The 23,353-nt window shown below is 42.3% G+C and carries 23 protein-coding genes; 11 read left to right on the top strand and 12 right to left on the bottom strand.

Annotation, left to right across the window (positions count from 1 at the left end; translation table 11 throughout):
* From V7K41_RS29580 to ureG, 6 genes are all read left to right on the top strand, one after another.
* On the top strand, window positions 1–327 hold a 327-nt coding region (locus V7K41_RS29580; RefSeq protein ID WP_334854043.1), incomplete at its 5' end, for a hypothetical protein.
* Window positions 263–2,893 (top strand): sensor histidine kinase, encoded by a 2,631-nt coding sequence (locus V7K41_RS29585; RefSeq protein ID WP_442943306.1) that lies wholly within the window; start codon window positions 263–265, stop codon window positions 2,891–2,893. The genes V7K41_RS29580 and V7K41_RS29585, both read left to right, overlap by 65 nt.
* Before the next feature lie 293 nt (window positions 2,894–3,186).
* On the top strand, window positions 3,187–4,929 hold the full coding sequence (locus tag V7K41_RS29590) for a PAS domain-containing sensor histidine kinase (protein ID WP_334854047.1): 1,743 nt from the start codon (window positions 3,187–3,189) through the stop codon (window positions 4,927–4,929).
* Between the two features lie 142 nt (window positions 4,930–5,071).
* Window positions 5,072–5,518: an urease accessory protein UreE gene (gene ureE, locus V7K41_RS29595; RefSeq protein ID WP_334854123.1), complete on the top strand. Its 447-nt coding sequence runs from the start codon at window positions 5,072–5,074 to the stop codon at window positions 5,516–5,518.
* On the top strand, window positions 5,493–6,185 hold the full coding sequence (locus V7K41_RS29600) for an urease accessory protein UreF (protein ID WP_334854048.1): 693 nt from the start codon (window positions 5,493–5,495) through the stop codon (window positions 6,183–6,185). The genes ureE and V7K41_RS29600 overlap by 26 nt, the downstream gene beginning before the upstream one ends.
* A gap of 107 nt (window positions 6,186–6,292) precedes the next feature.
* Window positions 6,293–6,889, top strand: coding sequence for an urease accessory protein UreG (gene ureG, locus V7K41_RS29605; RefSeq protein WP_100901384.1), 597 nt, complete (start codon window positions 6,293–6,295; stop codon window positions 6,887–6,889).
* A gap of 274 nt (window positions 6,890–7,163) precedes the next feature.
* On the opposite strand, the gene V7K41_RS29610 is transcribed toward ureG, so the two are convergent.
* From V7K41_RS29610 to V7K41_RS29635, 6 genes are all read right to left on the bottom strand, one after another.
* The gene (locus V7K41_RS29610; RefSeq protein ID WP_334854050.1) at window positions 7,164–9,050 is read right to left on the bottom strand and encodes an ABC transporter ATP-binding protein; all 1,887 of its coding nucleotides are present in this window, start codon (window positions 9,048–9,050) and stop codon (window positions 7,164–7,166) included.
* Between the two features lie 263 nt (window positions 9,051–9,313).
* Window positions 9,314–9,697, bottom strand: coding sequence for a response regulator (locus V7K41_RS29615; RefSeq protein ID WP_334854052.1), 384 nt, complete (start codon window positions 9,695–9,697; stop codon window positions 9,314–9,316).
* Between the two features lie 648 nt (window positions 9,698–10,345).
* Window positions 10,346–10,558 carry a hypothetical protein gene (locus tag V7K41_RS29620; RefSeq protein ID WP_334854053.1) on the bottom strand — a complete coding sequence of 71 codons (213 nt, stop codon included), beginning with the start codon at window positions 10,556–10,558 and terminating at the stop codon, window positions 10,346–10,348.
* Between the two features lie 584 nt (window positions 10,559–11,142).
* A complete protein-coding gene (locus V7K41_RS29625; RefSeq protein ID WP_334854055.1) occupies window positions 11,143–11,718 on the bottom strand; it encodes a single-stranded DNA-binding protein in 576 nt (191 codons plus the stop codon).
* 104 nt (window positions 11,719–11,822) lie between these two features.
* Window positions 11,823–11,972, bottom strand: a complete 150-nt coding sequence (locus V7K41_RS29630) for a hypothetical protein (protein ID WP_334854057.1) — start codon at window positions 11,970–11,972, stop codon at window positions 11,823–11,825.
* A 308-nt stretch (window positions 11,973–12,280) separates the two neighbouring features.
* Window positions 12,281–13,537, bottom strand: a complete 1,257-nt coding sequence (locus V7K41_RS29635) for an FAD-dependent oxidoreductase (RefSeq protein ID WP_334854058.1) — start codon at window positions 13,535–13,537, stop codon at window positions 12,281–12,283.
* Between the two features lie 224 nt (window positions 13,538–13,761).
* Between V7K41_RS29635 and V7K41_RS29640 the strand changes: the two genes are divergently transcribed.
* Window positions 13,762–15,102, top strand: coding sequence for an ABC transporter ATP-binding protein (locus tag V7K41_RS29640; RefSeq protein WP_334854059.1), 1,341 nt, complete (start codon window positions 13,762–13,764; stop codon window positions 15,100–15,102).
* A gap of 33 nt (window positions 15,103–15,135) precedes the next feature.
* Here the strand turns inward: V7K41_RS29640 and V7K41_RS29645 are convergent, their stop codons facing one another.
* The gene (locus V7K41_RS29645) at window positions 15,136–15,366 is read right to left on the bottom strand and encodes a DUF433 domain-containing protein (protein ID WP_334854061.1); all 231 of its coding nucleotides are present in this window, start codon (window positions 15,364–15,366) and stop codon (window positions 15,136–15,138) included.
* A gap of 187 nt (window positions 15,367–15,553) precedes the next feature.
* Here V7K41_RS29645 and V7K41_RS29650 point away from each other — a divergent pair, with 187 nt between their 5' ends.
* From V7K41_RS29650 to V7K41_RS29660, 3 genes are all read left to right on the top strand, one after another.
* A complete protein-coding gene (locus V7K41_RS29650) occupies window positions 15,554–15,886 on the top strand; it encodes a hypothetical protein (RefSeq protein WP_334854062.1) in 333 nt (110 codons plus the stop codon).
* A 517-nt stretch (window positions 15,887–16,403) separates the two neighbouring features.
* Entirely contained in the window at window positions 16,404–16,553 is a 150-nt protein-coding gene (locus V7K41_RS29655; protein ID WP_334854064.1) for an AAA-like domain-containing protein, read from the top strand.
* Between the two features lie 33 nt (window positions 16,554–16,586).
* On the top strand, window positions 16,587–16,742 hold the full coding sequence (locus V7K41_RS29660; RefSeq protein ID WP_334854066.1) for a hypothetical protein: 156 nt from the start codon (window positions 16,587–16,589) through the stop codon (window positions 16,740–16,742).
* On the opposite strand, the gene V7K41_RS29665 is transcribed toward V7K41_RS29660, so the two are convergent.
* Together V7K41_RS29665 and fldA are read right to left on the bottom strand one after the other, a co-directional pair.
* Window positions 16,732–17,484, bottom strand: coding sequence for an alpha/beta fold hydrolase (locus V7K41_RS29665; protein WP_334854067.1), 753 nt, complete (start codon window positions 17,482–17,484; stop codon window positions 16,732–16,734). The genes V7K41_RS29660 and V7K41_RS29665 overlap by 11 nt on opposite strands.
* Window positions 17,485–17,551: 67 nt before the next feature.
* A complete protein-coding gene (gene fldA / locus V7K41_RS29670) occupies window positions 17,552–18,064 on the bottom strand; it encodes a flavodoxin FldA (RefSeq protein WP_334854069.1) in 513 nt (170 codons plus the stop codon).
* Between the two features lie 1,000 nt (window positions 18,065–19,064).
* On the opposite strand from fldA, the gene V7K41_RS29675 reads away from it, so the two are divergent.
* A complete protein-coding gene (locus V7K41_RS29675; RefSeq protein ID WP_334854070.1) occupies window positions 19,065–19,367 on the top strand; it encodes a hypothetical protein in 303 nt (100 codons plus the stop codon).
* Window positions 19,368–19,527: 160 nt separating this feature from the next.
* Here V7K41_RS29675 and V7K41_RS29680 read toward each other — a convergent pair whose 3' ends face one another.
* The 3 genes from V7K41_RS29680 to V7K41_RS29690 form a co-directional block, all read right to left on the bottom strand.
* Window positions 19,528–22,056 (bottom strand): mannose-1-phosphate guanyltransferase, encoded by a 2,529-nt coding sequence (locus tag V7K41_RS29680; RefSeq protein WP_334854072.1) that lies wholly within the window; start codon window positions 22,054–22,056, stop codon window positions 19,528–19,530.
* A gap of 456 nt (window positions 22,057–22,512) precedes the next feature.
* A complete protein-coding gene (locus V7K41_RS29685) occupies window positions 22,513–22,920 on the bottom strand; it encodes a DUF6575 domain-containing protein (protein ID WP_334854073.1) in 408 nt (135 codons plus the stop codon).
* A gap of 12 nt (window positions 22,921–22,932) precedes the next feature.
* Window positions 22,933–23,352 carry a hypothetical protein gene (locus V7K41_RS29690; RefSeq protein WP_334854075.1) on the bottom strand — a complete coding sequence of 140 codons (420 nt, stop codon included), beginning with the start codon at window positions 23,350–23,352 and terminating at the stop codon, window positions 22,933–22,935.
* Window position 23,353: the final 1 nt, after the last annotated feature.

Raw genomic sequence — 23,353 nt, forward strand, 5'->3', positions numbered from 1 at the left:
ACATTCTCTTTGCATTCCTCTGCCTTTAAAAAAGCTACGAATTTATGCAAAACTGTACTTAGTGTTCAGAAAAGGATTGAAACTTTTGTCTCAAAGTCACTCAGCACTCCTGAACTGATTCGCTCTTTGACAAATGGTTCACCCGATTGGGTGAATGCGATCGCAGCATCCAGAACTACTCTGAAAGTAGAGCCACTTTTTTTGTTGTTAGCGATGTCTACGACGGGCTACGCCTACGCGCTAAGAGCTAAAAACTTTTACAATGGCTATGATTACCTTGAATATTATACCAATTGCTTATATATCAAAGGGTCTAAGAGTGGATGAAATTGTAAAATCACCGCAAAAACCAGATTTTCCACCAGAGAAAATCACTCTGTTGGAAACAATTGCTGCCAATTTACCGGGAATGATTTTCCAAATTCTGCAACGTCAGGATGGTTCTGTATTTATCCCTTATATTAGTTCTGGTTGTAAATATTTGTATGAATTAGAACCAGAAGCTGTACAGGCAGACTTTCAGGTGTTATACAAACTGATTCATCCACAGGATATAAAAGCTTTTACAGAATCTATTGCTGTTTGTCTTACTACTCTTAGACCTTGGCATTGGGAAGGTCGGATTGTTACGCCTAGTGGCAGACTTAAATGGATTCAAGGTACTTTACAACCCGAATTACAAGAAGCAGGCGATTTTCTTTGGCATGGCTTGATTATGGATATTACAGACCGAAAACAAGCCCAAGAAAAATTGCAAGGAAGTGAGGCACGGTATAAAGCCATTTTGGATGCTATCCCCGATTTAATGTTTCGCTTTAGCCGTGATGGCGAGTATCTAGATTTGAAAAGTGAGGGCGCAAATATCACTCTATCGAGAGAAGAAATAGTTGGAAAAAACTTGCAAGAGTTATTGCCGAGTGATGTTGCAGCCATTAGCCAAGTAGCGATCGCTAAAACTTTAGATTCTGGAACTTTACAAAGTTGTGAATATCAACTACCAACATCTTTGGGTGTCAGAGATTATGAGGCGCGGTTGGTAGTGAGTGGCGCAGATGAAGTATTAGCAATCGTCCGAGATATCACAGAGCGCAAACAAGGAGAAGTCGCCTTACAAAATCTTGCCCAAAAATTTGCCAAAGCTTTTAGTTGCAGCCCCGATTCAATTACGATTAGCACGCTGCAAGAAGGACGCTTTATCGAAGTTAACGACAGTTTTGTGAATCTTTCCGGTTATGGGCGAGATGAGGCAATTGGTAAAACTTCTTTTGAGTTAAATCTTTGGGTAGACGATCGCGATCGCCTAAACTTAGTACAAGAGTTGCAAAGCACGGGAGTCGCTCGTAACTTGGAAATTGAATTTCGGCAAAAATCTGGTGAGATAATTACAACGTTGCTTTCAGCTGAAGTCATTGATTTGGATGGTGTTCCTGCCATTTTAGCAGTGCATCACGACATTACAGAACGCAAACAAGTAGAAGCACAATTACGCTTTTGTGCCCAACGCGATCGCTTGTTGGCAGAAACCCTAGTGCGAATTCGGTCTTCGCTTAATTTAGAGCAAATTCTTCAAACCACCGTGACGGAAGTTAGGCAATTTCTACAAGCAGATCGGGTTTTCATTGCTTTAAATAATGCTAATTTAGGAGTCAGAACTCTTGCTGAATCAGTAGATCCCAAATATCCATCAGTTTCAGGTTGGTCTACTAATGATGAAGCTTATTTACAAGAATTACGAAATTTACTAAAAGATAATCTTGTGCGTGTCGTTGAAGACGTAACACAAATATCATTATCTCCCAAAGTAAAAGCGCACTTTCAAAAATTCCAAACAAAGGCGACTTTAACTGTACCAATTATGCTAGGTAATGAATTATTTGGTGCGTTAATTGCCAATCAATGTTCAGGTTTGCGTCATTGGCAGCCAATAGAAATTGATTTGTTACAGCAGATGTCAGAACAGGTAGCGATCGCGATTCAACAAAGTCAGATATGCCAAAAGCTAGCAGAACTCAACACTAATTTAGAACACCAAGTACAAGAACGAACAGCACAGTTGCAGCAGAAAATGCAAGAAGTTGAAAAATTGCATCGCGTCAAAGATGTTGTTTTGCACACAGTTGCCCACGATTTACGAACTTCCGTGATGGGTAACTTGATGGTGTTAAAGAATTTGTTAAATCAGGGAGTGGAGAGTATGGAAGCAGGTGAGCAGGGGGCAGGGGGCAAGGGGGAGAATAAAAAATTATCTCTTTCCCCTCTGCTCCCAGCTAAGTGCCCCTCTGCCTCTTCCCAATCCCAAATTCCAATATCTCGCTCAATCATCGAGCGGATGATTCAGGGCAACGATCGCCAACTGACAATGATTAACTCATTGCTAGAAATTAATTCCTGTGAAAAACAGGGTATTGAGATCAAACTCGAACCTGTGCAACTTAGTAGCCTACTGGGCGAATGTTCCTCCCAGTTGGAACCCATACTGACACAAAATCAAGCGACTTTGAAGAACTTGGTTCCCGCAGACTTACCATTAGTAATGGCAGATGGGACTCGATTGCAGAAAGTTTTGGTAAATTTGATCGCACATAGCTTGCAAAATAATCCACCAGGATTACATTTTACTCTGAGTGCCACCGTTGAGGGCGGAATGATTCGCACTCAGATTCAAGATGACGGTGTGGGAATGAGTAAAGTAGAGTGCGATCGCCTCTTCGATCTCCATGTCCGCGATCCTCAAGATTGCTGCTCTACAAGCATTGGCTTAAAAATGTATCTTTGTCGGAAAGTTATTAAGGCACATGGCGGCGAAATCGGGGTTATGAGTAACCGCAAGCGTGGGTTAACTTTCTGGTTTACACTACCTCTGTTTACCGAAAAAGTGCTGAGTGCTAAGTAATGAGTGCCCAGGAATGAAGTAATAATCGCACTCAGCACAGAAGGTCTGAAGCCCCTGCTTTTCAGTATGGAAGAAAAAATAAATATTTATTTCGCTAGGAGCGTAGCGCATATTTAATACGTCTTTACTTCAATCCCCTAGATTTATCTATGGGGTTACTCTAAGCCGAGGCACTCCTGAATTCATCCGCAACAAATCGTCCATAAATCACCAAAAAATGAGAGGGTGTTATTTATGGCAATGTTGAGTAAGGGAAACACCCTCAAGGTATGGGCAAAGTTGCTCGGATGCTAATGGCTACTCCATTTACAACAGTGCAAAGCTGGTGGAGAAAAACCTTTTCTACACCAATAACAGATGAAATCACTACTCTTTACAGAGCTTGGCGTAACCGTTTTTTGTGGCAGAGATTACGTTTATGGTTATGGCTGGCGCTGATTTGTCTGTTGTCTTTTACTTTGCGAGACATTTACAGCCTGTTTTTTCCTTTTGCAGAGTTGCAGCAACTGCCAGAAGTGCTTAGAACTCAGCGCCTGGTAATTAATGTTGCAATGCTTGCAAGTATAATTATTTGCTTTGCCTTACATAAAACTAAATTAGGTCGTCATCGTCCAGATTTATTATTTTTAGGGTCTTCTTGGTCAATTAGTTTAGCATCGCAGTTGTTTGCAACTCTTACTGGTTTCGCGCTACCCGATACCATTGGTTGGTCGTTGTTGTTCTTAAGCCAAGCTGTGTTGATGCCCGTCTGCTGGATTCTTCACTTGCTAACTCAAGTGAGTGTGCTGATTTACTATTTTGGTGTGAATACAGCACTTGGGCTAAAAACACCAATCCCCGACCACCCAGGAATATATAATGTAACGTTCATTTTATACATTTTCTGGTTTTGTACTATATGTGACATCGGTGTTTATCTGTACGATCGCCTGCAACGTTCTGAATTTTTCGCCCGTCAAGAACTCGAATCTGCCTACCAAAAACTCAAGATTGCCGAAGCTAAATATCGCAGCATTTTTGAAAACGCCGTTGAAGGGATTTTTCAAAGCAGTCCCGATGGACATTACATTACGGCAAATCCTGCTTTAGCGAGGATTTATGGCTACTCTTTAGCGCAGGAAGTGACAGCAAATTTCACTGATATTGAACAATTGTACGTCGATCCGAACCGTCGGGCAGAATTTGTGCGCCTGATGGAAAAGTATGGCAGCGTTTCCGAGTTCGAGTCCCAAATTTATCGCCAAGATGGGAGTATTGTCTGGATTTCAGAAAAAGCCTACGCAGTGCGCGACGAACAGGGAAAATTGCTTTACTACGAAGGTTTGATTGAAGACATTACCCAGCGCAAGCAAACTGAAGAAGAACTACGAGTATTTTTCCATGCAGTTTCCCACGATTTACGCAACCCAGTACTAGGTACTTTAATGGTGCTGAAGAATTTGCTTGCACGTTCAGAGGAAAATATTGCGATTTCCCGCTCAATTTTAGAGCGGATGATTCAAAGTAGCGATCGCCAACTGAACTTAATTAATTCGTTGATGGAAGCTTATGTCGGCGAGGTGCAAGGTGTTGTTTTGCAGCGTCAAACCGTACAATTACTGACAGTTGTCGAAGCTGCGATCGTCGATTTAGAGCCATTGCTAGAGCAAAATCAAGCCAAGCTGACAAATCTAGTATCCGCAGATTTGCCATTATTGAATGCCGATCCCACGCAACTATGGCGAGTTTTTTCTAACTTAATTGTCAATGCTCTCAAACATAATCCCCCTGGATTGCTCTTGACAATCAACGCTATCCGTAAGGATGACAAAATTTATTGTACTGTTAGTGACAACGGCGTCGGAATTAGTCAACAACAAAGCGATCGGCTTTTTGACCTTTACTTTCGGGGTGCAAGTATCGGCAATTCTGTAAGTTTGGGATTGGGGTTGTATCTGTGTAAGCAAATCATCAATGCTCACGGTGGCGAAATTGGTGTGAACAGTGCATTGAATGCAGGGGCAACTTTCTGGTTTACATTGCCTATAGCTGACTAGAGTTACAGCAGTTTTCATGTATTTGAAGCACATCTGTCGTAAGGGCACAGCAATGCTGTGCCCCTACCGCGTGGTCTATTTACCTGAAAATAGCTGTAAATTAGAACCAGAATGCAAAGCGGAAGTTCAGGCAAAATTATGTATGCTGACATTTACCCAACTGAAATCACCTAACCCTGATGCCACAGTCACTTTTACTCTAGCGCTGACAGCAGAAGAACGTACCCGCACTCGTCATCGCTTTGAAACTGAAGATGGTAAAGTTGTGTTTTTACATTTACCCAGAGGAACTGTTTTACATGATGGCGATATTTTGCAAGAAGAAACCCATAGCTGTTTAATCAGAATTACTGCCAAACCAGAACTAGTGGTGACTGCCTTTGCCCAAACACCACTTTTATTATTACGGGCAGCATACCATCTGGGAAATCGCCATGTACCTGTAGAAATTACTCCGACTTATTTACGCTTGTCCTCTGATTCGGTTTTACGCCTGATGTTGGAACAATTGGGGTTAGAAGTTAAAGAGGAAATTTTACCGTTTCAGCCAGAATTAGGAGCTTATGGACAACACCATCATGCTCACTGATAGCCATCTTTTGAGTATTTTGCAGTTGGCTAGCCCCGCTTTACCTGTGGGAGCATATAGTTATTCTGAAGGTTTGGAAATGCTGGTGGAAAATGGTACGATCGCTAACCACACACATCTCAAAGATTGGTTAAAAGCAGAGTTGCTTTATGGGGCAATTCGGTTAGAGGCGGTGGTAATGATACGATCGCAGCAAGCTGTAAAAACAGGTGATGTTGAGTCCCTATGCCGTTGGAATTTGTGGTTATCGGCTGCTAGGGAAACAGAAGAATTACGCGCCTCTAGTTGGCAAATGGGGCGATCGCTGATCCAATTACTTGGTAAACTAGAACCGCAGATTGTACCTATTGCCAATGCTGTCGGTAATCCTTGCAATTATGCGATCGCTTTTGGCATTGCCGTTGCCCATTGGCAAATCAGTATCAAAGCCGCATTACTCGCATATCTGCATAGTTGGGCAAGTAATTTGATTACTGCTGGCGTAAAACTTATCCCCCTTGGACAAACAGCAGGACAGCAGTTATTGCTAGATTTGCAACCATTATTTAGTGCTACGGTATTAGAAATTCTCACGTTGGAGGACGATCAACTCGCCTGTTGTAGTTGGGGTTTGTCGCTGGCGAGTATGCAGCATGAAACGCAGTATACAAGGTTATTTAGGAGTTAGTCATTGGTCATTAGTCATTGGTCATTGGTTATTGGTCATTGGTCAAAAACTAAGTACTAATAAACATCTACCATGTACCAAGGACAAATGACAAAGGACAAATAAAAATGAACGCATTTAGAGTGGGAGTTGCTGGGCCAGTGGGTTCGGGGAAGACGGCTTTGGTGGATGCTTTATGTAAGGGATTGCGTGAGCAGTATCAGATTGCGGTGGTGACGAATGATATTTATACTCAGGAGGATGCTCAGTTTTTAGTGCGTTCTCAGGCGTTGGCTAGCGATCGCATTTTGGGTGTAGAGACTGGTGGTTGCCCTCATACTGCCATCCGCGAAGATGCTTCGATGAATTTGGCGGCAATTGAACAGTTAGAAGAACGTTTTATCGATTTGGATTTGGTATTTTTGGAAAGTGGCGGCGATAATTTAGCTGCTACCTTTAGTCCCGAATTGGTGGATTTAACAATTTACGTCATTGATGTTGCGGCTGGTGATAAAATTCCCCGCAAAGGAGGCCCCGGTATTACCAAGTCTGATTTGTTAGTGATTAACAAAACCGATCTAGCACCCTACGTTGGTGCAGATTTAAGTGTGATGGAACGAGATGCTAAAAAAATGCGCGGTGATAAACCTTTTATTTTTACTAATTTAAAAACTCAGTCTGGACTTGCAGATGTAATTAATTTTGTTTGCACAAATATTTGTTAGAGGATGTTTGAAAAGTATTTTTGGTAACATCAAAGCCTCTCACCCATAGGAAGAAAGGTTTGGAGAGAGGTTTAAAGGACGCAAAAAAAGAAGAAGTTAAAAAGGTTTAGCGCAGCCTCACAAAGAAATAGTATAAGGGACTTCCAAATAAAAAAATATCCCAAAACTGACGCAAAAATTCTCTCTATTTCTTCTCTCTCTGTGTTCTCTGCGTCTCTGTGGTTCGTTTATTTGGATAATTATATTTCTTGGAAATCCCTAACCGCCCTTTTAACTATAAAGTCCGTAGATGACGACTTCGCACCCGTTCAGCACTACCAGTAGGAATCGCAGCAATTAATTTTTGCGTGTATTCCTCTTTGGGTTCTTGGTAAATGCTTTCGGCTGTCCCTTCCTCAACAATTTGACCGCGATTCATGACTAAAATGCGATCGCTCATAAATTTCACCACACTTAAATCGTGAGAAATAAAGATATAAGTAAGCTGAAAGTCTGACTGTAATTCTTTGAGAAGATTTAATACCTGCGCCTGTACTGAAACATCCAGCGCTGAAACTGATTCATCGCAGATGATAAACTTAGGATTCAATGCCAAAGAACGAGCTATGCAAATCCGTTGGCGTTGACCGCCAGAAAACTGATGAGGATAGCGGTTAATCGCATCTGCACTCAACCCCACCCGTTCTAAAAGTTCGACTACTCGCTGGCGTCGTTGTTGTTTTGTCTTCCCAACAGCGTGAATTAACAACGGTTCCATTACCGCCTCCCCAACCTTCATTCGGGGATCGAGGGAACTAAAAGGGTTTTGGAAAACTATTTGCATTTCCCGCCGCAGTTTTTGCAACCGTTCTCCTTTGAGAGTAGTAATATCTTGTTTCTCAAAGATAATCTGACCACTCATCGGTTCAATTAATCGCAGTAAGGTTCTGCCAAGGGTAGTTTTGCCGCAACCCGATTCTCCCACCAAACCTACTGTTTCTCCTGGTTTAACATCAAAAGAAACGCCATTAACTGCCATATTATAGCGTTTTGTACCACCAAACACCCCGCGCACCGGAAAACCAACTTTCAGGTTACGGATTTGCAGCAGGGGTTCCTTCTCATTGAAGTTTGCCAATCTTGCAGCAATCTCTTCGGTGGTCACTTCTGTGGATTGTGCGGGTTCTTTTGGCTGAATTACTACTTGTCCCGTTGGCGTCTCTTCTGCACTCATGTAGTCGGAAACGGTGAGTAATTTTTGGGGACGGCGGTTGAGTGTGGGGCGACAAGCTATCAAGCCTTTAGTATATGGATGCTGGGGATTGCTGAAAATTTGCTCAGAAGCACCAGATTCGACAACTTTGCCTCTATACATCACCGCTACTTGATCAGCAATTTCTGAAATTAGCCCCAAGTCGTGGGTGATGAAAATCATTGCCATGTCACGGCTTTGCTGCAATTCTCGCATTAACTCCAAAATAGTCGCTTGCACCGTCACATCTAAGGCTGTGGTTGGTTCATCAGCAATCAAGATTAATGGGTTGCAAGAAATTGCCATTGCAATCATTACCCGTTGCGACTGACCCCCAGAAAGTTCATGGGGGTAACGTTCCAGCATGGCTTCTTTGTGTTGTTTAACCAACTGCATCAACTTTGATGGTTCTGGTTTCGATGAATTGCTGTTGGTTTGATGCCAAGTTTCGATATACTGCTGCTGGATCTCCTCATCGCTAGGTAGAAGTTTAACCTCTTGCAAACCTGCGATCGCAATTTGTCGTGCTTGGGCTGCTGACACATTTTGATGCCGCATAATCGCTTCTGTTAGCTGAAACCCAATGTTATAAACCGGATTGAGCGAACTCATCGGTTCTTGAAAAATCATGGCGATGTCGCCACCCCGGTGTAACTGCATTTGCTCAGGAGGCAATTTTACCAAATCGATGGGGTTGCCATTCTCCTGCGGACGAAACCAGATTTCACCGCCAGTAACTATACCGGGAGTTTGTAACAAACCCATCACAGCCAGGGCTGTCACTGATTTACCACTCCCCGATTCTCCTACTATTCCTAGAGTTTCACCTCGATGCAGCCCAAAGGAAATACCATCCAAAGCTCTGACCTTATTGCCATCACCGGGAAATTCAACTTGTAGATTGCGAACCTCTAGGACAGTTTCTCTCATAGGAGTTGGGTATGAATCTTAACTGAAAATTATTTGGATTTTAACAAGAGTTTTGATGTATGTGTTGATAAATTTGGTTTTTACACTCTTTGGCAGTTTTTCTGACATTGCATACTTCCACAATATCAGGACTTACGCAACTGGCACAGCGCGATCGCTAGTTAATAGTTTCCTGCGATCGTCCGCTAGCTTCCGGCATTAGCTCCCGATCTAGTTGCCCTCGGCTCAATACCAGTTTGCTATTCACGCCCGGTTCAAATCAATTAACTTACTTCTAAAATTGATTTGACTTTTTTGACAAATACATCAAGTTTAACTGGCTTGCAAAGAAATCCAGCTACTTCATTATTGAGAAAATCTTCTTCATTATTGGCTGATACAATCAAAATCGGCAGAGTATTTAGTTTTAAATTTTGCCGAACATAATTAATTACATCCAAACCACTCATATCTGGCATCATTAAATTTGTAATTAGTAAATGAGGTTTTCTCATCTGAATTTTGTCAATTGCCTCCGAACCTCTATTTGCAGTTGACACCTCATAACCTTCTGATTCTAAGACGAGTTTCATCATTTGAACCATTTGTTCAATATCATCACAAACTAAAATATGTTTAGTAGAATTCTCTCGATTCATCTTACTCATGATTTACTTGAAGTTAGAAAAAAGCCTGTATTTTCTGAATCAACTATAGGAATCCGATTTGATTTATGAAAAAATCTAAGTATGTGTAGGGGAGCCAGCCGCGTGGGCGGGTTTCCCGACTTGAGCGGACTGGCGTTGTGTTATCGCCGAGAGTACGGCACCAAAGCCTTTGCATGGTGCGTTAGCCAGAGGCATAACGCACCCTACGTATATTTCAAAAATCAAATATGAGTCCTATAGAAAAAAAATTGCTGAGTCTTGTTTTCAAAAGAATACTCTTCATTACTAAACCTGGTGAACAAGTTCAGGCAGATAAAGCATGGTTTCATCTAAAATTTGCTAGTGATAAAAAATGCAAAACAAAAGCATCGGGATTTCAACATTTCTGGTTGAAATCCAGGTAAAGCTAGAGAGACTGTCATACAATTAGGGAGCAAGCTGAGTCAAAACATCATCACATCAATATATACAGTTCCACGTTAGAGCTTATTCGTGTAATAGGCGATTGAAAGCGGTTTTACAAGAGCCAATACCTCATGGCAGAGGTAGAAATTTACTCGTGAGCGATTGACACGCATCTACGAACTTACGCCAGCTTCAGCGTTCTAATTATTCTGAGTTGCCTAACTCAAAACGGGTGTATAAGCTTCAACGTTTATAGGGCTTATTCTGTACAAACCACTTTTTACAGGCATCTTTGACAACTTTTCTTTCTTCAGACGACAAAAGCTCATCTGCCTGACCAGAAGCTAAAATTTTAGCGGCAGTAACCGCTTTTTCATATAACACACCGCACTGAACCAGTTCTGTGCAAAAGATTTTTTCTCTTTCTTCTACTGGTGTAAATAAATTATTTGGCATTTAAAAAAAAATTTCTTAGTCTTGTTTTCAAAAGATACTCTTTATTACTAAACTTATTCTTCTATCTAGTGAATAATTTCAGGCAGATAAAGCATGGTTTAATGTAAAGTTTGCTAGTAATCAAAAATACAAAACTGAAATTTCTCGCTGATGATTTTATCAGGTAGTTCGCTACAACTACAAATTAGGGAACTCCAAAAAATAAATTATTCCAATTTCTGGACTCAACACAACTGTTTTTCTCCCCTGCTCCCTGCTCCCTGCTCCCTGCTCACTGCCCCGTGCCCCCTGCCCCCTGCTCCCTGCTCCCTGCCCCCTGCTCCCTGCTCCCTGCCCACACAACGATGGAATATTTTTTTACTTGGAAGTCCCTTAGTCCGTGGTAGCGAGTGACTCAACCAAAATTTCGTGTACAAACTATTAACTAATCCTGCTGCTGGCTTTTTGACTCCGAGAGCCTCAATCTGGTAATGCAGACAAAAAAAATAGCACATTCTAAAGGATGGCTATTTGTAAAAATCGTCTAATCGTAATGCTTTTTGCTAAATATGTAAGCAAATTGAATACACGCTCAACTACCAACTTTAGAAGGGAATATCATCTGGATCTGGTTCTTCCTCTTTCACTGCTGGATAAGTGGTTCGCTCATAATTTGTGGGTTGGGGTACGGGTTCGTAAGTTTTTGTTTGGGGAGCAACACCAACAGGATTTGTCGCTGGAGTAGGCGCTGGACGTGGTGACTCGTAAGTGGGAACGTCTTTTTGTGGAGGACGAGATGCTGAAGATGGTTGTCGGGGAGCAGTTTCAGTGAATGATGGAGTTACGGTTGCTGAGGGCAATGGATCGGTATTAAAACTACCTCCAACAGATTGAATTTGTTGTACTGTCAATTCAGCACGTTTTTCTTTAAAACCTTCTTGACGCTCAACAGTATTCATAGTTAAACGTCCTACCAGGATGACGCGATCGCCTTGGTGGTAGTTTTGCTGAATTTCTGTCGCTAAATTACCCCAGCCAACAACTTTCAGCGTGGCTGGCGGATCTTCTGGTTTCTGGGAATTGGGAAACTGCACCAGCATTTCCGTGACTCCCAGATTATCGGCTGTATAGCGGAGTTGCGGCTCGTTAATAATTTCCGCCATCAAAACGCAGCTGTTCATTAAAATTACTCCTGACTGCAAAAAGTGCTGGTTCAAAAAGAGGGGGTTTTTCTATGTAGTGTCAATTAATATCTATAGGAATCCGATTTGATTTATGAAAAAATCTAAGTATCTGTAGGGGAGCCAGCCGCGTGGGCGGGTTTCCCGACTTGAGCGGACTGGCGTTGTGTTATGGCGTAGGCTAACGCACCTAAATCGTTAACTGGTGCGTTAGCCTTTGGCGTAACGCACCCTACGTGTATTTCAGAAATCAAAGATGAGTCCTATATATATAGCCGTAGTCACACAGGTTAGGACATTTTGAAAGCATGAAAGCTAGGAATAGTAATACTTTTACCTCCTGCCTTCTGCCTCCTGCCTCCTGCTATATGTTTAATTGTTTGCATTTTTTAATAATGTTTGGGTTTTTAATCCTTTCTAGCATAAAAGCCAAGCGATCGCTTTGAACAGCATTGAGTATACTGTTCGCCACCTTCGCTTGACTAAATTGAGCATTCAATTCTGCATAGAGTAGTATGATTGTACCATTTATTAATTAAATAGAAAAAATTCTTGGCAAAAATTAAGCCTTGACGTGAACTGGAAAAACACCCAAGGCGATCAACCTGGCTGGAAGGTCGCGCACGATGGGTAAGCGCAAAAACGCAGGTGGTACAAAGGTGCTATTTGAGGTGAGAACCGGGGCCAATACCCGCTTTTGGATAAAAGTTTGAAACGCCTGAATGATACGTGTAGGCAACTCGCGTTGACGCTGTAATTTTGCTAAGTCGCTAAGTTGTACTTCTCGGTTTTTGAGCGGTTTGCTGAGTACATTTGCCGCAACTACAGCATCTTGAATTGCGTAATTAATGCCAACTCCACCAACGGGGGACATTATATGAGCTGCATCACCGATGAGTAACAGTCCCGGACGATACCAGCGTTTGACACGGCTGGACTCGACTGAGAGAAAAGCTATTTGTGACCAATCATGTAAATTTTGGATGCGTTGCTGAAATTCTGGCACTACTTCCACAACAGATTTTTTCAATTCCTCCAAACCCGCAGCCCTTAGTTGTTGATAGCCTCCTTTAGGAATAACATAGGCAAGTTGCCACTCATCACCACGGTCAAGCATGGCGATTAGCTTACCTTGACCAAAGCGCCCCATTCCCCCCTCTGAGTCTTCTGGCTGACGCGGTAGGCGAAACCAGAGGACATCCATTGGCGGCGAAGTTTCGATGGATTCAAACTCACCCAGATGGCGTAAACGTGAGTGGCGACCGTCTGCACCCACTGTCAGTATTGCCCGAATTTCATGCCAACCACCGCCTCCTCGATAGCGGACACCTTGAATTACATCATTTTCGGCAATTAATTCCTGCACATTCGCACCCATCACCAGATGGAAACTAGGATATTTTTGTGCTTCTTGGGTGATGAACTCCAGGAATTTCACCTGGGGAAGCATTGTAATGTAGGGATAATGGGTTTTCAGATGGCTAAAATCTGCGAATGTGACAGTATCTTGAGGAGTTTGAATACTAATTTGGCGCATTTTGGTATGGGGAAGTTCTAGCAAGCGATCGCTAAGTCCCAATTCTTCCATAATTTCCATCACCGATGGATGAATTGTATCACCACGAAAATCGCGATCCAAGTCTTTGTGTGCTTCCAGCAGGAACACAGAAATGCCTTGACGCGCTAACAACAGCGCCAATACTGCTCCTGCTGGCCCCCCACCCACAATGCAACAATCTGTGGTTTGTACGTCTACAATGTCATGGACAGGGTTAATGCTTGGGTCTTGGGAAAGATTTTTAGGTACATCGGTAGTCATAACAACACCTCCTAACAGCCCTAAAATTTAGAATAGTTTGCTTTTTATGGTAAAAGCTGTTTTTTTAACTTTTCGTATTTACCCTAAATGTGTATTATTATGAACGCTAAACTGTCATTGGTCATTAGTCATTGGTCATTGGTCATTGGTCATTAGTCATTGGTCATTAGTCATTAGTCATTGGTCATTAGTCATTGGTCATTAGTCATTAGTCATTAGTCATTGTGTCCCAAGTTGTTTTAGAAAACGTTTATAAAAGTTTTTCCCCGCGAAAAGGGGAAGGTGTGACCTCAGAAAACCAATCTTCCCTTACGTCTGGGGAGAAAAATGATGCAGTGCAAGAACGGGCGGGAAGTGTTAACGTCTTGCGACGGATTAACCTGACGATCGCAGATGGCGAATTTATGGTGCTGGTAGGCCCTTCTGGTTGTGGTAAGAGCACCCTGCTGCGGTTAATCGCTGGTTTGGAAGTGATGACTGGAGGGAATATTTGGGTAGGCGATCGCTTAATCAATGACTTACCACCTAAAGAACGCGACATCGCAATGGTGTTTCAAAATTACGCCCTCTATCCTCACATGACGGTGTATGACAACATTGCCTTTGGGTTACGCCGCCGTTTTGGGAGAGCAGGGGAAGCAGGGGAAGCAGGGGAAGCAGGGGAAGCAGGGGGAGAAATTACTCCCTCATCTCCATATCTTCGGGCGTGGGCGGAGAATCTTTTTGTGGGAGCAACAAGAAAGTTACCTAAAGGATTGCGCTACACTTCTGACAAAGAACGGGCGGTAAATGAGCAGGTGCGTAGTGTTGCTCAACTGTTGCAAATCGAAACATTGCTGAATCGCTTACCTAAACAGCTATCTGGGGGACAAAGACAACGGGTTGCATTGGGACGAGCGATCGCGCGTGACCCTCAAGTATTTTTAATGGATGAGCCGCTTTCTAACTTAGATGCCAAACTGCGGGCAGAAACCCGCGCCCAAATAGTCAAATTGCAGCGCCAATTGGGGACAACGACAATTTACGTTACCCACGATCAAACAGAAGCGATGACAATGGGCGATCGCATTGCAATTATGTCTGAGGGTAAAATTCAGCAAGTCGCTTCTCCCCTAGAACTTTACAACCGCCCTGCCAACCTTTTTGTAGCAGAGTTCATTGGTTCACCACCGATGAATTTTATTTCTGTGGAATTTCATGCCCCGCAATTGATTACTCATTCCCAGTTTCGTTTCACCCTGCCAGAAGTCTGGGGAAAAGCTTTACAAAAATATGATGGGAAAACTCTAATTTTAGGTATTCGCCCAGAACACTTGAACTTGAGTATGCCTGCCACCAAAAATCTACCCGTGCAAGTAGATTTGGTAGAGAATCTCGGCAACGATTCCTTTCTTGCTGTTAAGATTGCCGAACCGGGATCTCAAAGAGCTACTACAGCCAATTACCTACAAGTGCGAATACCACCAGACCGATTTGTACAACCTGGTGAGCAACTTTGGTTATCGCTAACTCTAGAGAAAATTCACTTTTTTGACCCGGAAACTGAGTTAGCGATATTTCCCTAATACTATCCGCGCCTAATTGGTAAATCCAAATTTTCATGCACTTTTGAGAGGGACTTCAATCTCTTCAGCCCGCCATGCAGCGTAGGCAAGGGCCTCATAGATGTCGGCTTCTTCGAGGTAGAGATATGCTTTGAGAATGTCGCTATTACTGTGTCCAGATGCCATTAAGCCGACGATAGTACCAACAGTGAGACGCATTCCTCGAATACAGGGTTTGCCGCCCATCACTTCAGGATTACGAGTAATTCTAGTGATATTTTGCATAATTTTTGTAGAATGGGAGTAAAGTTATGGGATTGAGAAACCAAAAATGGTTGTGTCAATCTTTTTTATTATTGAACTTTTACCACCTTCCAGGCTAACTGATTGCTAATCTTCACTTAAGGATAATTGTAGCGACTGTTTTAAAAGTCAAGCGTAGGCGTAGCCCGTCGTAGACATCGCTTTGTTTGTGGAGATTTATGAAAGCGATCGCAGTGCGACAAAGTTGGAAGTACTCCAACACGACTTCGGAGTACCTCAACACGACTTTCAAGTACCTCAACACGACTTCGGAGTACCTCAACACGACTTTGAAGTACTTCAACACGACTTTCAAGTACCTCAACACGACTTTCAAGTACCTCAACACGACTTCGGAGTACTTCAACACGACTTCGGAGTACTTCAACACGACTTTGAAGTACCTCAACACGACTTTGAAGTACCTCAACACGACTTTGGAGTACTTCAACATGACTTCGAGGTATCTGTTGCTTATATAGCAGTCCTAAATCATTCGTGAGAATTTGAGATCGTTTTAATCCCCCTGTAGTCCCCCCTTGGTAAGGTACCGTGTATACACAAGTCTCAAGTAGTTGATAAATCTCGGTTTTACCCCACCCTAACCCTCCCCTTTATAAGGGGAGGGAACAACATTTTTTCTGTTTCCCCCCAATATATCGGGCGGATTAAGGGGGGTAATAGGACTTGTGGTAAATCAAAATTTTCATGAACTTGTGAGATAAACTTCAGCCTTTAAGCCGTATCTTGTGTCTTAATTGACATATTACCTGAGTATTACCCATGTAGCATATAACTATGAATTTGCCTGTTACCCAAGACTATCAATATCAATTTGGTGGTAGTCTTCCTGCTTATTTAGAGGCTTTTTACATCCCTATCTTTCACTACTGGAAGAAGATAAATTGTTAAAAGCAGCGATGAAAAAAGTGATTGAGAGTAATATTCCTGTTACAGCTATTTTCAGGTAAATAGACCATGCGGTAGGGGCACAGCAATGCTGTGCCCTTACGACAGATGTGGTTCAAATACATGAAAACTGCTGTAAGTTAGACTTTGTACAAACTTTTAAATTACGCAGTCTGGGCTTAATTAAATTTAAAGAAAATGAAGTTCAATGCCTTTGTAATTTATATCGCCTTTATTTTCGAGAACGCCTATCCGAATGATTACACCCAGCTTGAAAAGATGAAGCATCAATAATGAGTGGTAAAATGATTAGCGATGTCTACGACGGGCTACGCCTACGCAGCGCCAACACCAAAGGCGAACGCACCTCATTACATCCCAAATTTCACAAGTGCGTAGCCGTAAGGCTTGTCGTCAGACATCGCACTCTCAAAGTTACTAATTTGTAGAAGTGCTAAAAGATAGTGCAGATGCTTCCAGTAGATGCGGATGGTGGCATTGCCAAAAACTCAAAATTTCTTCGCCAACCTGTTGAGGATAGAAATAGTGAAAAAAATGATACCCTTGTGGGCATTCCCAGAGTTTATCTTCTGGCTTCAACCAATTTAACCAGTCATGCAATGCAGGTGGATTGACTACAGGATCGCTCTTGCTACCACATACCATCATTGGCATAGAAACTCCACCCTTGGGTAAATAAACCAACTTAAATAAAGAGTGTGATGATGGAGATTGTTCTAAATCTTTATCTAAAGCAGCTACTAACTTCTTAGTAGTATGAGGTGGTTGATTTCCAAAAAGACTGCGAACGCTACTTGCCAAAACTAACTCACGGCTGATGCTAAAAAGTTGCCGTTGAAAGTAATAGTGAGCTTGCCAATTGTTTGCAGGTTGAGCTGCAACAGCCAGCAGAGTGAGCGATCGCACTTTTTGAGGAAATCGCCGCGCAAAGGTTAAAGCGATCGCACCACCCATCCCATGTCCTGCTAAATGCACGGGGCGATCGCGCCATTCTAAAAATTCATACAGCAAATCCACAGCTTGATCTATGCAACTGGCTTCATCTTTGGTTTGCTGGTATTCCCACTGGGCGACATTTATATAACTAGATAAATGTTCAAGTAATGGTTTATCAAAACGCTGTAAAACAGGACTGGCACTTAACCATAAAACATCAAATGAATCAGACATAAATACCTATAACTTCCAAATTATCAATTTCAATAAAGGCGCACAGCTAGCCGTGCGCCCCAAATTTCTACAAACCAAATTCTGTCTTCAACTGAGCAACCCAAGTTTTAATTCGCTCATCTGTTAGCTCAGATTGACTACCTTCATCAAGTGCCAATCCGACAAACTTGCCATTTTTCAAGGCTCTAGAATTCTCAAAGTCATATCCCTCAGTTGACCAGTAACCAACAGTTTTACCGCCTCGTTGGGAAATTTTTTCTTCCAGAATTCCAATTGCATCCTGGAAGTTATCGCTATAGCCATATTGGTCTCCATCACCAAAATAGGCAACTAGCTTACCACTAAAATCTATTTCATCCAGATCGGAGAAAAAGCCTTCCCAATCGCTCTGAAGCTGACCAATATCCCAAGTGGGAGAGCCAATAATCAGCAAGTCATACTCATCAAAAGTGCTAGTATCCGTTTCGTAAATGGGATGTAATGTTACAACATCACCACCAAACTCATCCCGAATTTTTTCAGCATCAGATTCAGTGTTGCCAGTTTGAGTACCGTAAAACAAACCAATTTTTTTTGACATATTGACACCTGATAAATAGTTGTGTGCTCTGCAGAAAAGTCGCCCTGAGAGGTTGGTTAATCCAGCGTTCCCTGCCCATCAAGGCATCGACTCCAGTGTTTGAACTGCCACGCTTGTCATGGCGTTATCTTTTCAGAAAGTTTGCAAATAGCTGAAATACATGACTTACTTAATGAGTATCAGTCTCAATAACTCTGAAGATATACTACCAGACTTATTGAGAGTCTTTTTTATTTAACTAAGTAAACTTTTGTTAAGAATTTCAGGAAAAAAACCGAAAACTAGACGAGGCAGCAAGAATTCTCGTACCTTAATTGGTTAAAAAGCTTGCACTTACTCGAATAGAAGTATCTAGCTGACCAAAACAGTGTTGAGTGCTGAGTAAAAAAGTAATAATTGCACTCAGCACTTTATGTCTGAAGCCACGGCTTTTAAGCCAAGGAAAAAGAAATAAATATTTTATTTCGAGGAGAGTGCAACAAGAAATAATACGTCCAAGATCAATCCCCTAGATTTATCTATGGGGTTACTCTAAGCCGAGGCCCTTGTGAAGATAGCTGGTACAAGATTAATCGCGAAGTGTAAGGGCACGGCACTGCCCATAGGTGTCAACTTAACGTATAAGCTAGATTTGGCGAACTTTCCAGGTTTGACCCTCACCCCCAACCCCTCTCCCAATTTTGGGAGAGGGGAGCAAATTCTCTAGTTCCCCGAATCCCAAGTTGGGAGAAGGGGTTAGGGGATGAGGGCAAAACGTCCTCTCAAAGCAGATTTTTTCTTAAGTTGACACCAATGGGCACTGCCGTGCCCTTACGGGTGTACCTCACTCAACCAAGAACCGTTATGATCAAGAAAATTGATTGATAAATAGTGCGATCGCTGCTAAAAATATCGATAACGCTGTACCTGACGATATCCTCACAAAACATTCCTGATAATTACTGGTTTCAAAAATTACTTCGGTAAAGGAAGCTAGAGGGAGTAAGTTTTTTGTGCATTTATGAAATTAATCCAAATATTAAAACTAGCCGTAATTCCGGTTTTGACTGTATTGAGCTTTGTGTCTACATCAAATAAAGTACTAGCTGATTACTTAAATAGTCAGGGGTCAGGAGGTAATTACCGTTATGAATTATGGTCTACCGATGATAATAGTAATTACTATTTGAAAATTTGGCTATATGAAGCAAGTCCAACAAGTAGCCCATATAAGACAACTCCAGGATTCGATTCTACTAGAGAAGCTTTAATTTATTTTGATTGCAATTACGCTGAGAAAAATTTATCAGAATGTTCTCGATAATAATTTAGAACTCCCTCAACATAATTCGTAATTGCTAATTCGTAATTCGTAATTAAATAATTCAATTACGAATTACGTTAGCGTAGCGGTAGCGAGTCCGCGTACTCTGTAAGAGTTGCAAGCTACGCTTTTAGCATCTCGTAGAGAGCGTCATTACAAATTAAACTTCGGCTGGTTGATATTCTTGTTGTCTTTCCACAAACGACTGGACACGGGTGCGGTAGTTTCTCACAGTCTCATCTACCCATTCGCGATCGTTGCTATTTGCATACAAATGCACCAGTGGTTCGCTGGCATCTGGTAAAACTAACAGCCAACTGTCATCATAGGGTTGACAAATTTTCACTCCATCAATTAATTCTAGATTTTGCGCTGGGTGAGTTTCCACCAAGTAACGCATCAAAGCACCCTTGGCTGTCCAGGGGCAACGAACTGTATAAGTTTTGTGAATTACACGGGGCAATTCTGACCGCGCAGCAGCAAGCGATCGCTCTTGGATAGTCAACATTTCAATTATCTTCGCAATGCAGAACATGGAATCAAATCCCGGATGCAGTTGCGGGAAAATAAAACCAGTCTCTCCACTACCTCCTAACACCACATTCGGGTTTTTCTGGCAAGCTTCCATTAAAGCTGTAGGGTTGGCTTTAGTGCGAATCACTCTGCCATCATGGCGACGGGCGACTTGTTCAATAGCACTGGAAGCATGAACTGGTACAACTACTGTTCCTCTGGGGTTAGCGGTTAATATCATGTCTACCATCAGTGCTGTTAACATTTCCCCACGAATTGGGTAGCCTGATTCATCAACTAAAATTAGCTGTTCTCCATTAGCAGATACTTGCACCCCAAAGTTAGCTTTTAATGCCTCCACTACATGGCCTAACTGAGTCAGCAATCCTTCGCGATCGGTGATTGACATCGCCGTTTTATTGACACTGGCATTCAATACCACTGCATCAGCGCCAAATTTATCCAACATTTGGGGTAAAACTGCCCCTGATACCGCATAAACATAATCAATCACCACTTTTGCGCGGCTGTTGCGGAGTGTATGAACATGCAACAGTTTCTCAAAAGCAGTACAGTAGCGATCCATGACTTGGCTGGGATAAGATACATCGCCAATTTCATGAATTAGCGCCCGCCGCATATCCTCCTTAAAATAAGCCCCTTCAATTTTCTTTTCCAGAGCTTTGGAGATATTAATGCCCTTGGCATCCATGAATTCAATCAAAATGTAGTCAGGGCGATCGGGGTGTACCCGGACGTGGATACCACCAGCTACCAACATTGTGGGTATAACTGTGCGGGCGATGGGGATAGCTGTGGCATCGAGGTTTTGAATGTCAACACCTACTGACATTAAACCAGCAATCAGCGATCGCGTCACCATCCGAGAGATATTACGCTGGTCGCGGGAAACCGTTACTTTAGAACCGGGTTTCAAGGTAGAACCGTAAGCAGATCCCAATTTCACGGCGAACTCTGGGGTAATGTCGATATTAGCTAATCCTTGGACACCACGTTGCCCAAATAAATTTCGTTGAGCGGTGTTCCCCCAAATCAAGTTAATGTTTAAAACTGCCCCTGACTCAATCTTCTTACTGGGCCAAACACGCACGCCTGGGCTAATTTGGGCTTCTTCTCCCACCGTAGAAAGCGAACCTACAACCGCAGCTTCTAATACTTGAGCGCGGCGGTCTACACGAGCGCCACGGGAAATCACACAGGCAGAAAGAGCTGCTTCATCGCCAATGAATGCCCCATTCCAGACTATGGGACGTTTGAGATTAGCATCAGCGCCAATAGTGACATTATCCCCAATTACGGTTCCTGCCTCAATTTGTACTCTTGCCCCGATGCGGCAATTATCACCAATCACTACTGGAGTTTCAATCACAGCCGTATGATCGATGTAAGTATTTTGGCCTACCCATAACTCATGAGAAACTTCTTTGTAGGCAAAATCTAGTTGCACTTTTCGATCTAATGCGTCATACTGAGCCTCGCGATAAGCATCTAAGTGACCGACATCACACCAGTAACCTTGAGCAATGTAACCATACATTGGCTCATCTTTTGCTAGTAGTAAGGGGAATAAGTCTTTAGAAAAGTCAGATTCAACGTTTGCTGGCAGATATTCCAAAACTTCTGGTTCGAGAATGTAAGTACCAGTGTTGACGGTATCAGAAAAAATTTCACTACTAGAGGGTTTTTCTAAAAATCGCCGAATCCGTGTCTCTTCATCGGTAATCACCACTCCAAATTCAATCGGATTGGGAACCCTGGTTAAAATCAAAGTAGCTTTTGACTGTTTTTGTTTGTGATATGCGATCGCTGCCGTTAGGTCAAAATCTGTTATGCTATCACCGCTAATAACTAAAAAAGTTTCATCAAGAAGTTCGGCAATGTTTTTCACACAGCCTGCTGTACCCAAAGGCTGATCTTCTTCGACAGCATAGGTCATCTGGACGCCAAAATCGCTGCCATCTTGAAAATAGTCTCGCAAGACATCAGGTAAATAATGCAATGTTGCAATAACTTCTGTAATTTGATGTCGTTTGAGGAGATTGATAATATGTTCGGCAATTGGTCGATTTAGAATCGGCACCATCGGTTTCGGCAGATCGCAAGTTAACGGGCGAAGCCGCGTTCCCGAACCCCCTGCCATCAATACTGCACGCATAAATCCTCCTTAGCTAGTTATAGCTTTTGCTACTTGAAAACGTGTCAGATATATTTTGTTCTTCTTTATCTAGTCTGCTATGGATATTGATATTTGAGGAACTTCCACAAGATGCATCTACGGTTGACACTCCCCAGTGTTAACGCACGGGGATTCTGTAATTACTCCCGGTTCGCCCATTTTAAATTGAGTTAGAAAAAAGCTGAACGATTTAATAGGGGTTCTAGCCTAGAATACAAGTGTACTGTTGTCCTGACTTTGCGCGATCGCATAAAAATAGAGTTTTTAGAGCAGGGTAGTAGTTCAAGGTAAATTTAGGGGAATGGCTAAAACCACATTGGTGTCAACTTAACGCTAAACCCGCTTGGTGAAAACATTTTGCCCTCACCCCCAGCCCCTCTCCCAAGAGAGAGGGGAGCTAGACATTCAATTCCCCTTCTCCCAAGGGAGAAGGGGTTAGGGGATGAGGTTTTCTATATTAGTATCATTACAATTTTCTTGAGATTCAATTACTTGCCCTAATCCTGGCAAATATCCATCTGGTATTTCATTGCAATCAACAGTTTTAACAACAACATTCAGATCATCTTCATAAGGAATTTCTACCTGATAGACAAAAGCATCTTCTGTATCAATAAATATATCTCTAAGCTCAACTCCGGCCTGGACTACTCTCTGAAATTTAGATGAAGACATGGGAGCATATAACCATATCTCCGCCGAATCTGAACTATCTACACAAAGTACAGTAAAAATTAATCCAGATTTATTTTTACAGGAAAACAATACGGGCTTATCAGAAAAGTCATAAACTTCTATGATTTCAAGCTGTCCTAGTATTGTCCTTTCCGGCAAAAAACTCATGTTTATAACTGTTTATGTTTTAGTAGAATCTTCTTTATTCGCATCAATCAGTTCAAAAACCTTACAAGGTTCGCTATCCTCTGGTATCCACCAAGTATGGTGAGATTTTTCATGCCTTGATGGAGTATGTTTTGTCCTTCCCAGTTTGCCACTCAACATACCCTTTGCAATTTTCATATTCTTAAAACGTGGGATTCTAAGAGATAGATTTTTGGCATCATCCAATGACGAATGAATAGATACTCCACAAGCTTGACACTCGGATAGACCCGCAGGACATTCCTTGTCTGAAAATTCTTGCCGCCAAGATAGAAAATCTTTTGGGTGCGGTCTTAGATGAGCCTTTTTAATAAACCTGTAAAACTGCCCTGATGCAATATCGGATTGTGATGGAGGACAGTCATCTGGTGGGAAATGTTTTGAATATGTCATC

The organism is Nostoc sp. (assembly GCF_036917415.1).
In the GTDB taxonomy this organism is placed as follows: domain Bacteria; phylum Cyanobacteriota; class Cyanobacteriia; order Cyanobacteriales; family Nostocaceae; genus Nostoc.

What these genes read in the sequence shown, in the direction of transcription:
- V7K41_RS29590 (WP_334854047.1), top strand. Translation starts at nt 3,187, where the DNA reads ATGGCTACTCCATTTACAACAGTGCAAAGCTGGTGGAGAAAAACCTTT.
- V7K41_RS29610 (WP_334854050.1), bottom strand. Translation starts at nt 9,050, where the DNA reads ATGAGAGAAACTGTCCTAGAGGTTCGCAATCTACAAGTTGAATTTCCC.
- ureG (WP_100901384.1), top strand. Translation starts at nt 6,293, where the DNA reads ATGAACGCATTTAGAGTGGGAGTTGCTGGGCCAGTGGGTTCGGGGAAG.
- ureE (WP_334854123.1), top strand. Translation starts at nt 5,072, where the DNA reads ATGCTGACATTTACCCAACTGAAATCACCTAACCCTGATGCCACAGTC.
- V7K41_RS29600 (WP_334854048.1), top strand. Translation starts at nt 5,493, where the DNA reads ATGGACAACACCATCATGCTCACTGATAGCCATCTTTTGAGTATTTTG.
- V7K41_RS29615 (WP_334854052.1), bottom strand. Translation starts at nt 9,697, where the DNA reads ATGAGTAAGATGAATCGAGAGAATTCTACTAAACATATTTTAGTTTGT.
- V7K41_RS29645 (WP_334854061.1), bottom strand. Translation starts at nt 15,366, where the DNA reads ATGCAAAATATCACTAGAATTACTCGTAATCCTGAAGTGATGGGCGGC.
- V7K41_RS29620 (WP_334854053.1), bottom strand. Translation starts at nt 10,558, where the DNA reads ATGCCAAATAATTTATTTACACCAGTAGAAGAAAGAGAAAAAATCTTT.
- V7K41_RS29585 (WP_442943306.1), top strand. Translation starts at nt 263, where the DNA reads ATGGCTATGATTACCTTGAATATTATACCAATTGCTTATATATCAAAG.
- V7K41_RS29625 (WP_334854055.1), bottom strand. Translation starts at nt 11,718, where the DNA reads ATGAACAGCTGCGTTTTGATGGCGGAAATTATTAACGAGCCGCAACTC.
- V7K41_RS29685 (WP_334854073.1), bottom strand. Translation starts at nt 22,920, where the DNA reads ATGAGTTTTTTGCCGGAAAGGACAATACTAGGACAGCTTGAAATCATA.
- V7K41_RS29660 (WP_334854066.1), top strand. Translation starts at nt 16,587, where the DNA reads ATGAGTGGTAAAATGATTAGCGATGTCTACGACGGGCTACGCCTACGC.
- V7K41_RS29665 (WP_334854067.1), bottom strand. Translation starts at nt 17,484, where the DNA reads ATGTCTGATTCATTTGATGTTTTATGGTTAAGTGCCAGTCCTGTTTTA.
- fldA (WP_334854069.1), bottom strand. Translation starts at nt 18,064, where the DNA reads ATGTCAAAAAAAATTGGTTTGTTTTACGGTACTCAAACTGGCAACACT.
- V7K41_RS29680 (WP_334854072.1), bottom strand. Translation starts at nt 22,056, where the DNA reads ATGCGTGCAGTATTGATGGCAGGGGGTTCGGGAACGCGGCTTCGCCCG.
- V7K41_RS29635 (WP_334854058.1), bottom strand. Translation starts at nt 13,537, where the DNA reads ATGACTACCGATGTACCTAAAAATCTTTCCCAAGACCCAAGCATTAAC.
- V7K41_RS29675 (WP_334854070.1), top strand. Translation starts at nt 19,065, where the DNA reads ATGAAATTAATCCAAATATTAAAACTAGCCGTAATTCCGGTTTTGACT.
- V7K41_RS29690 (WP_334854075.1), bottom strand. Translation starts at nt 23,352, where the DNA reads ATGACATATTCAAAACATTTCCCACCAGATGACTGTCCTCCATCACAA.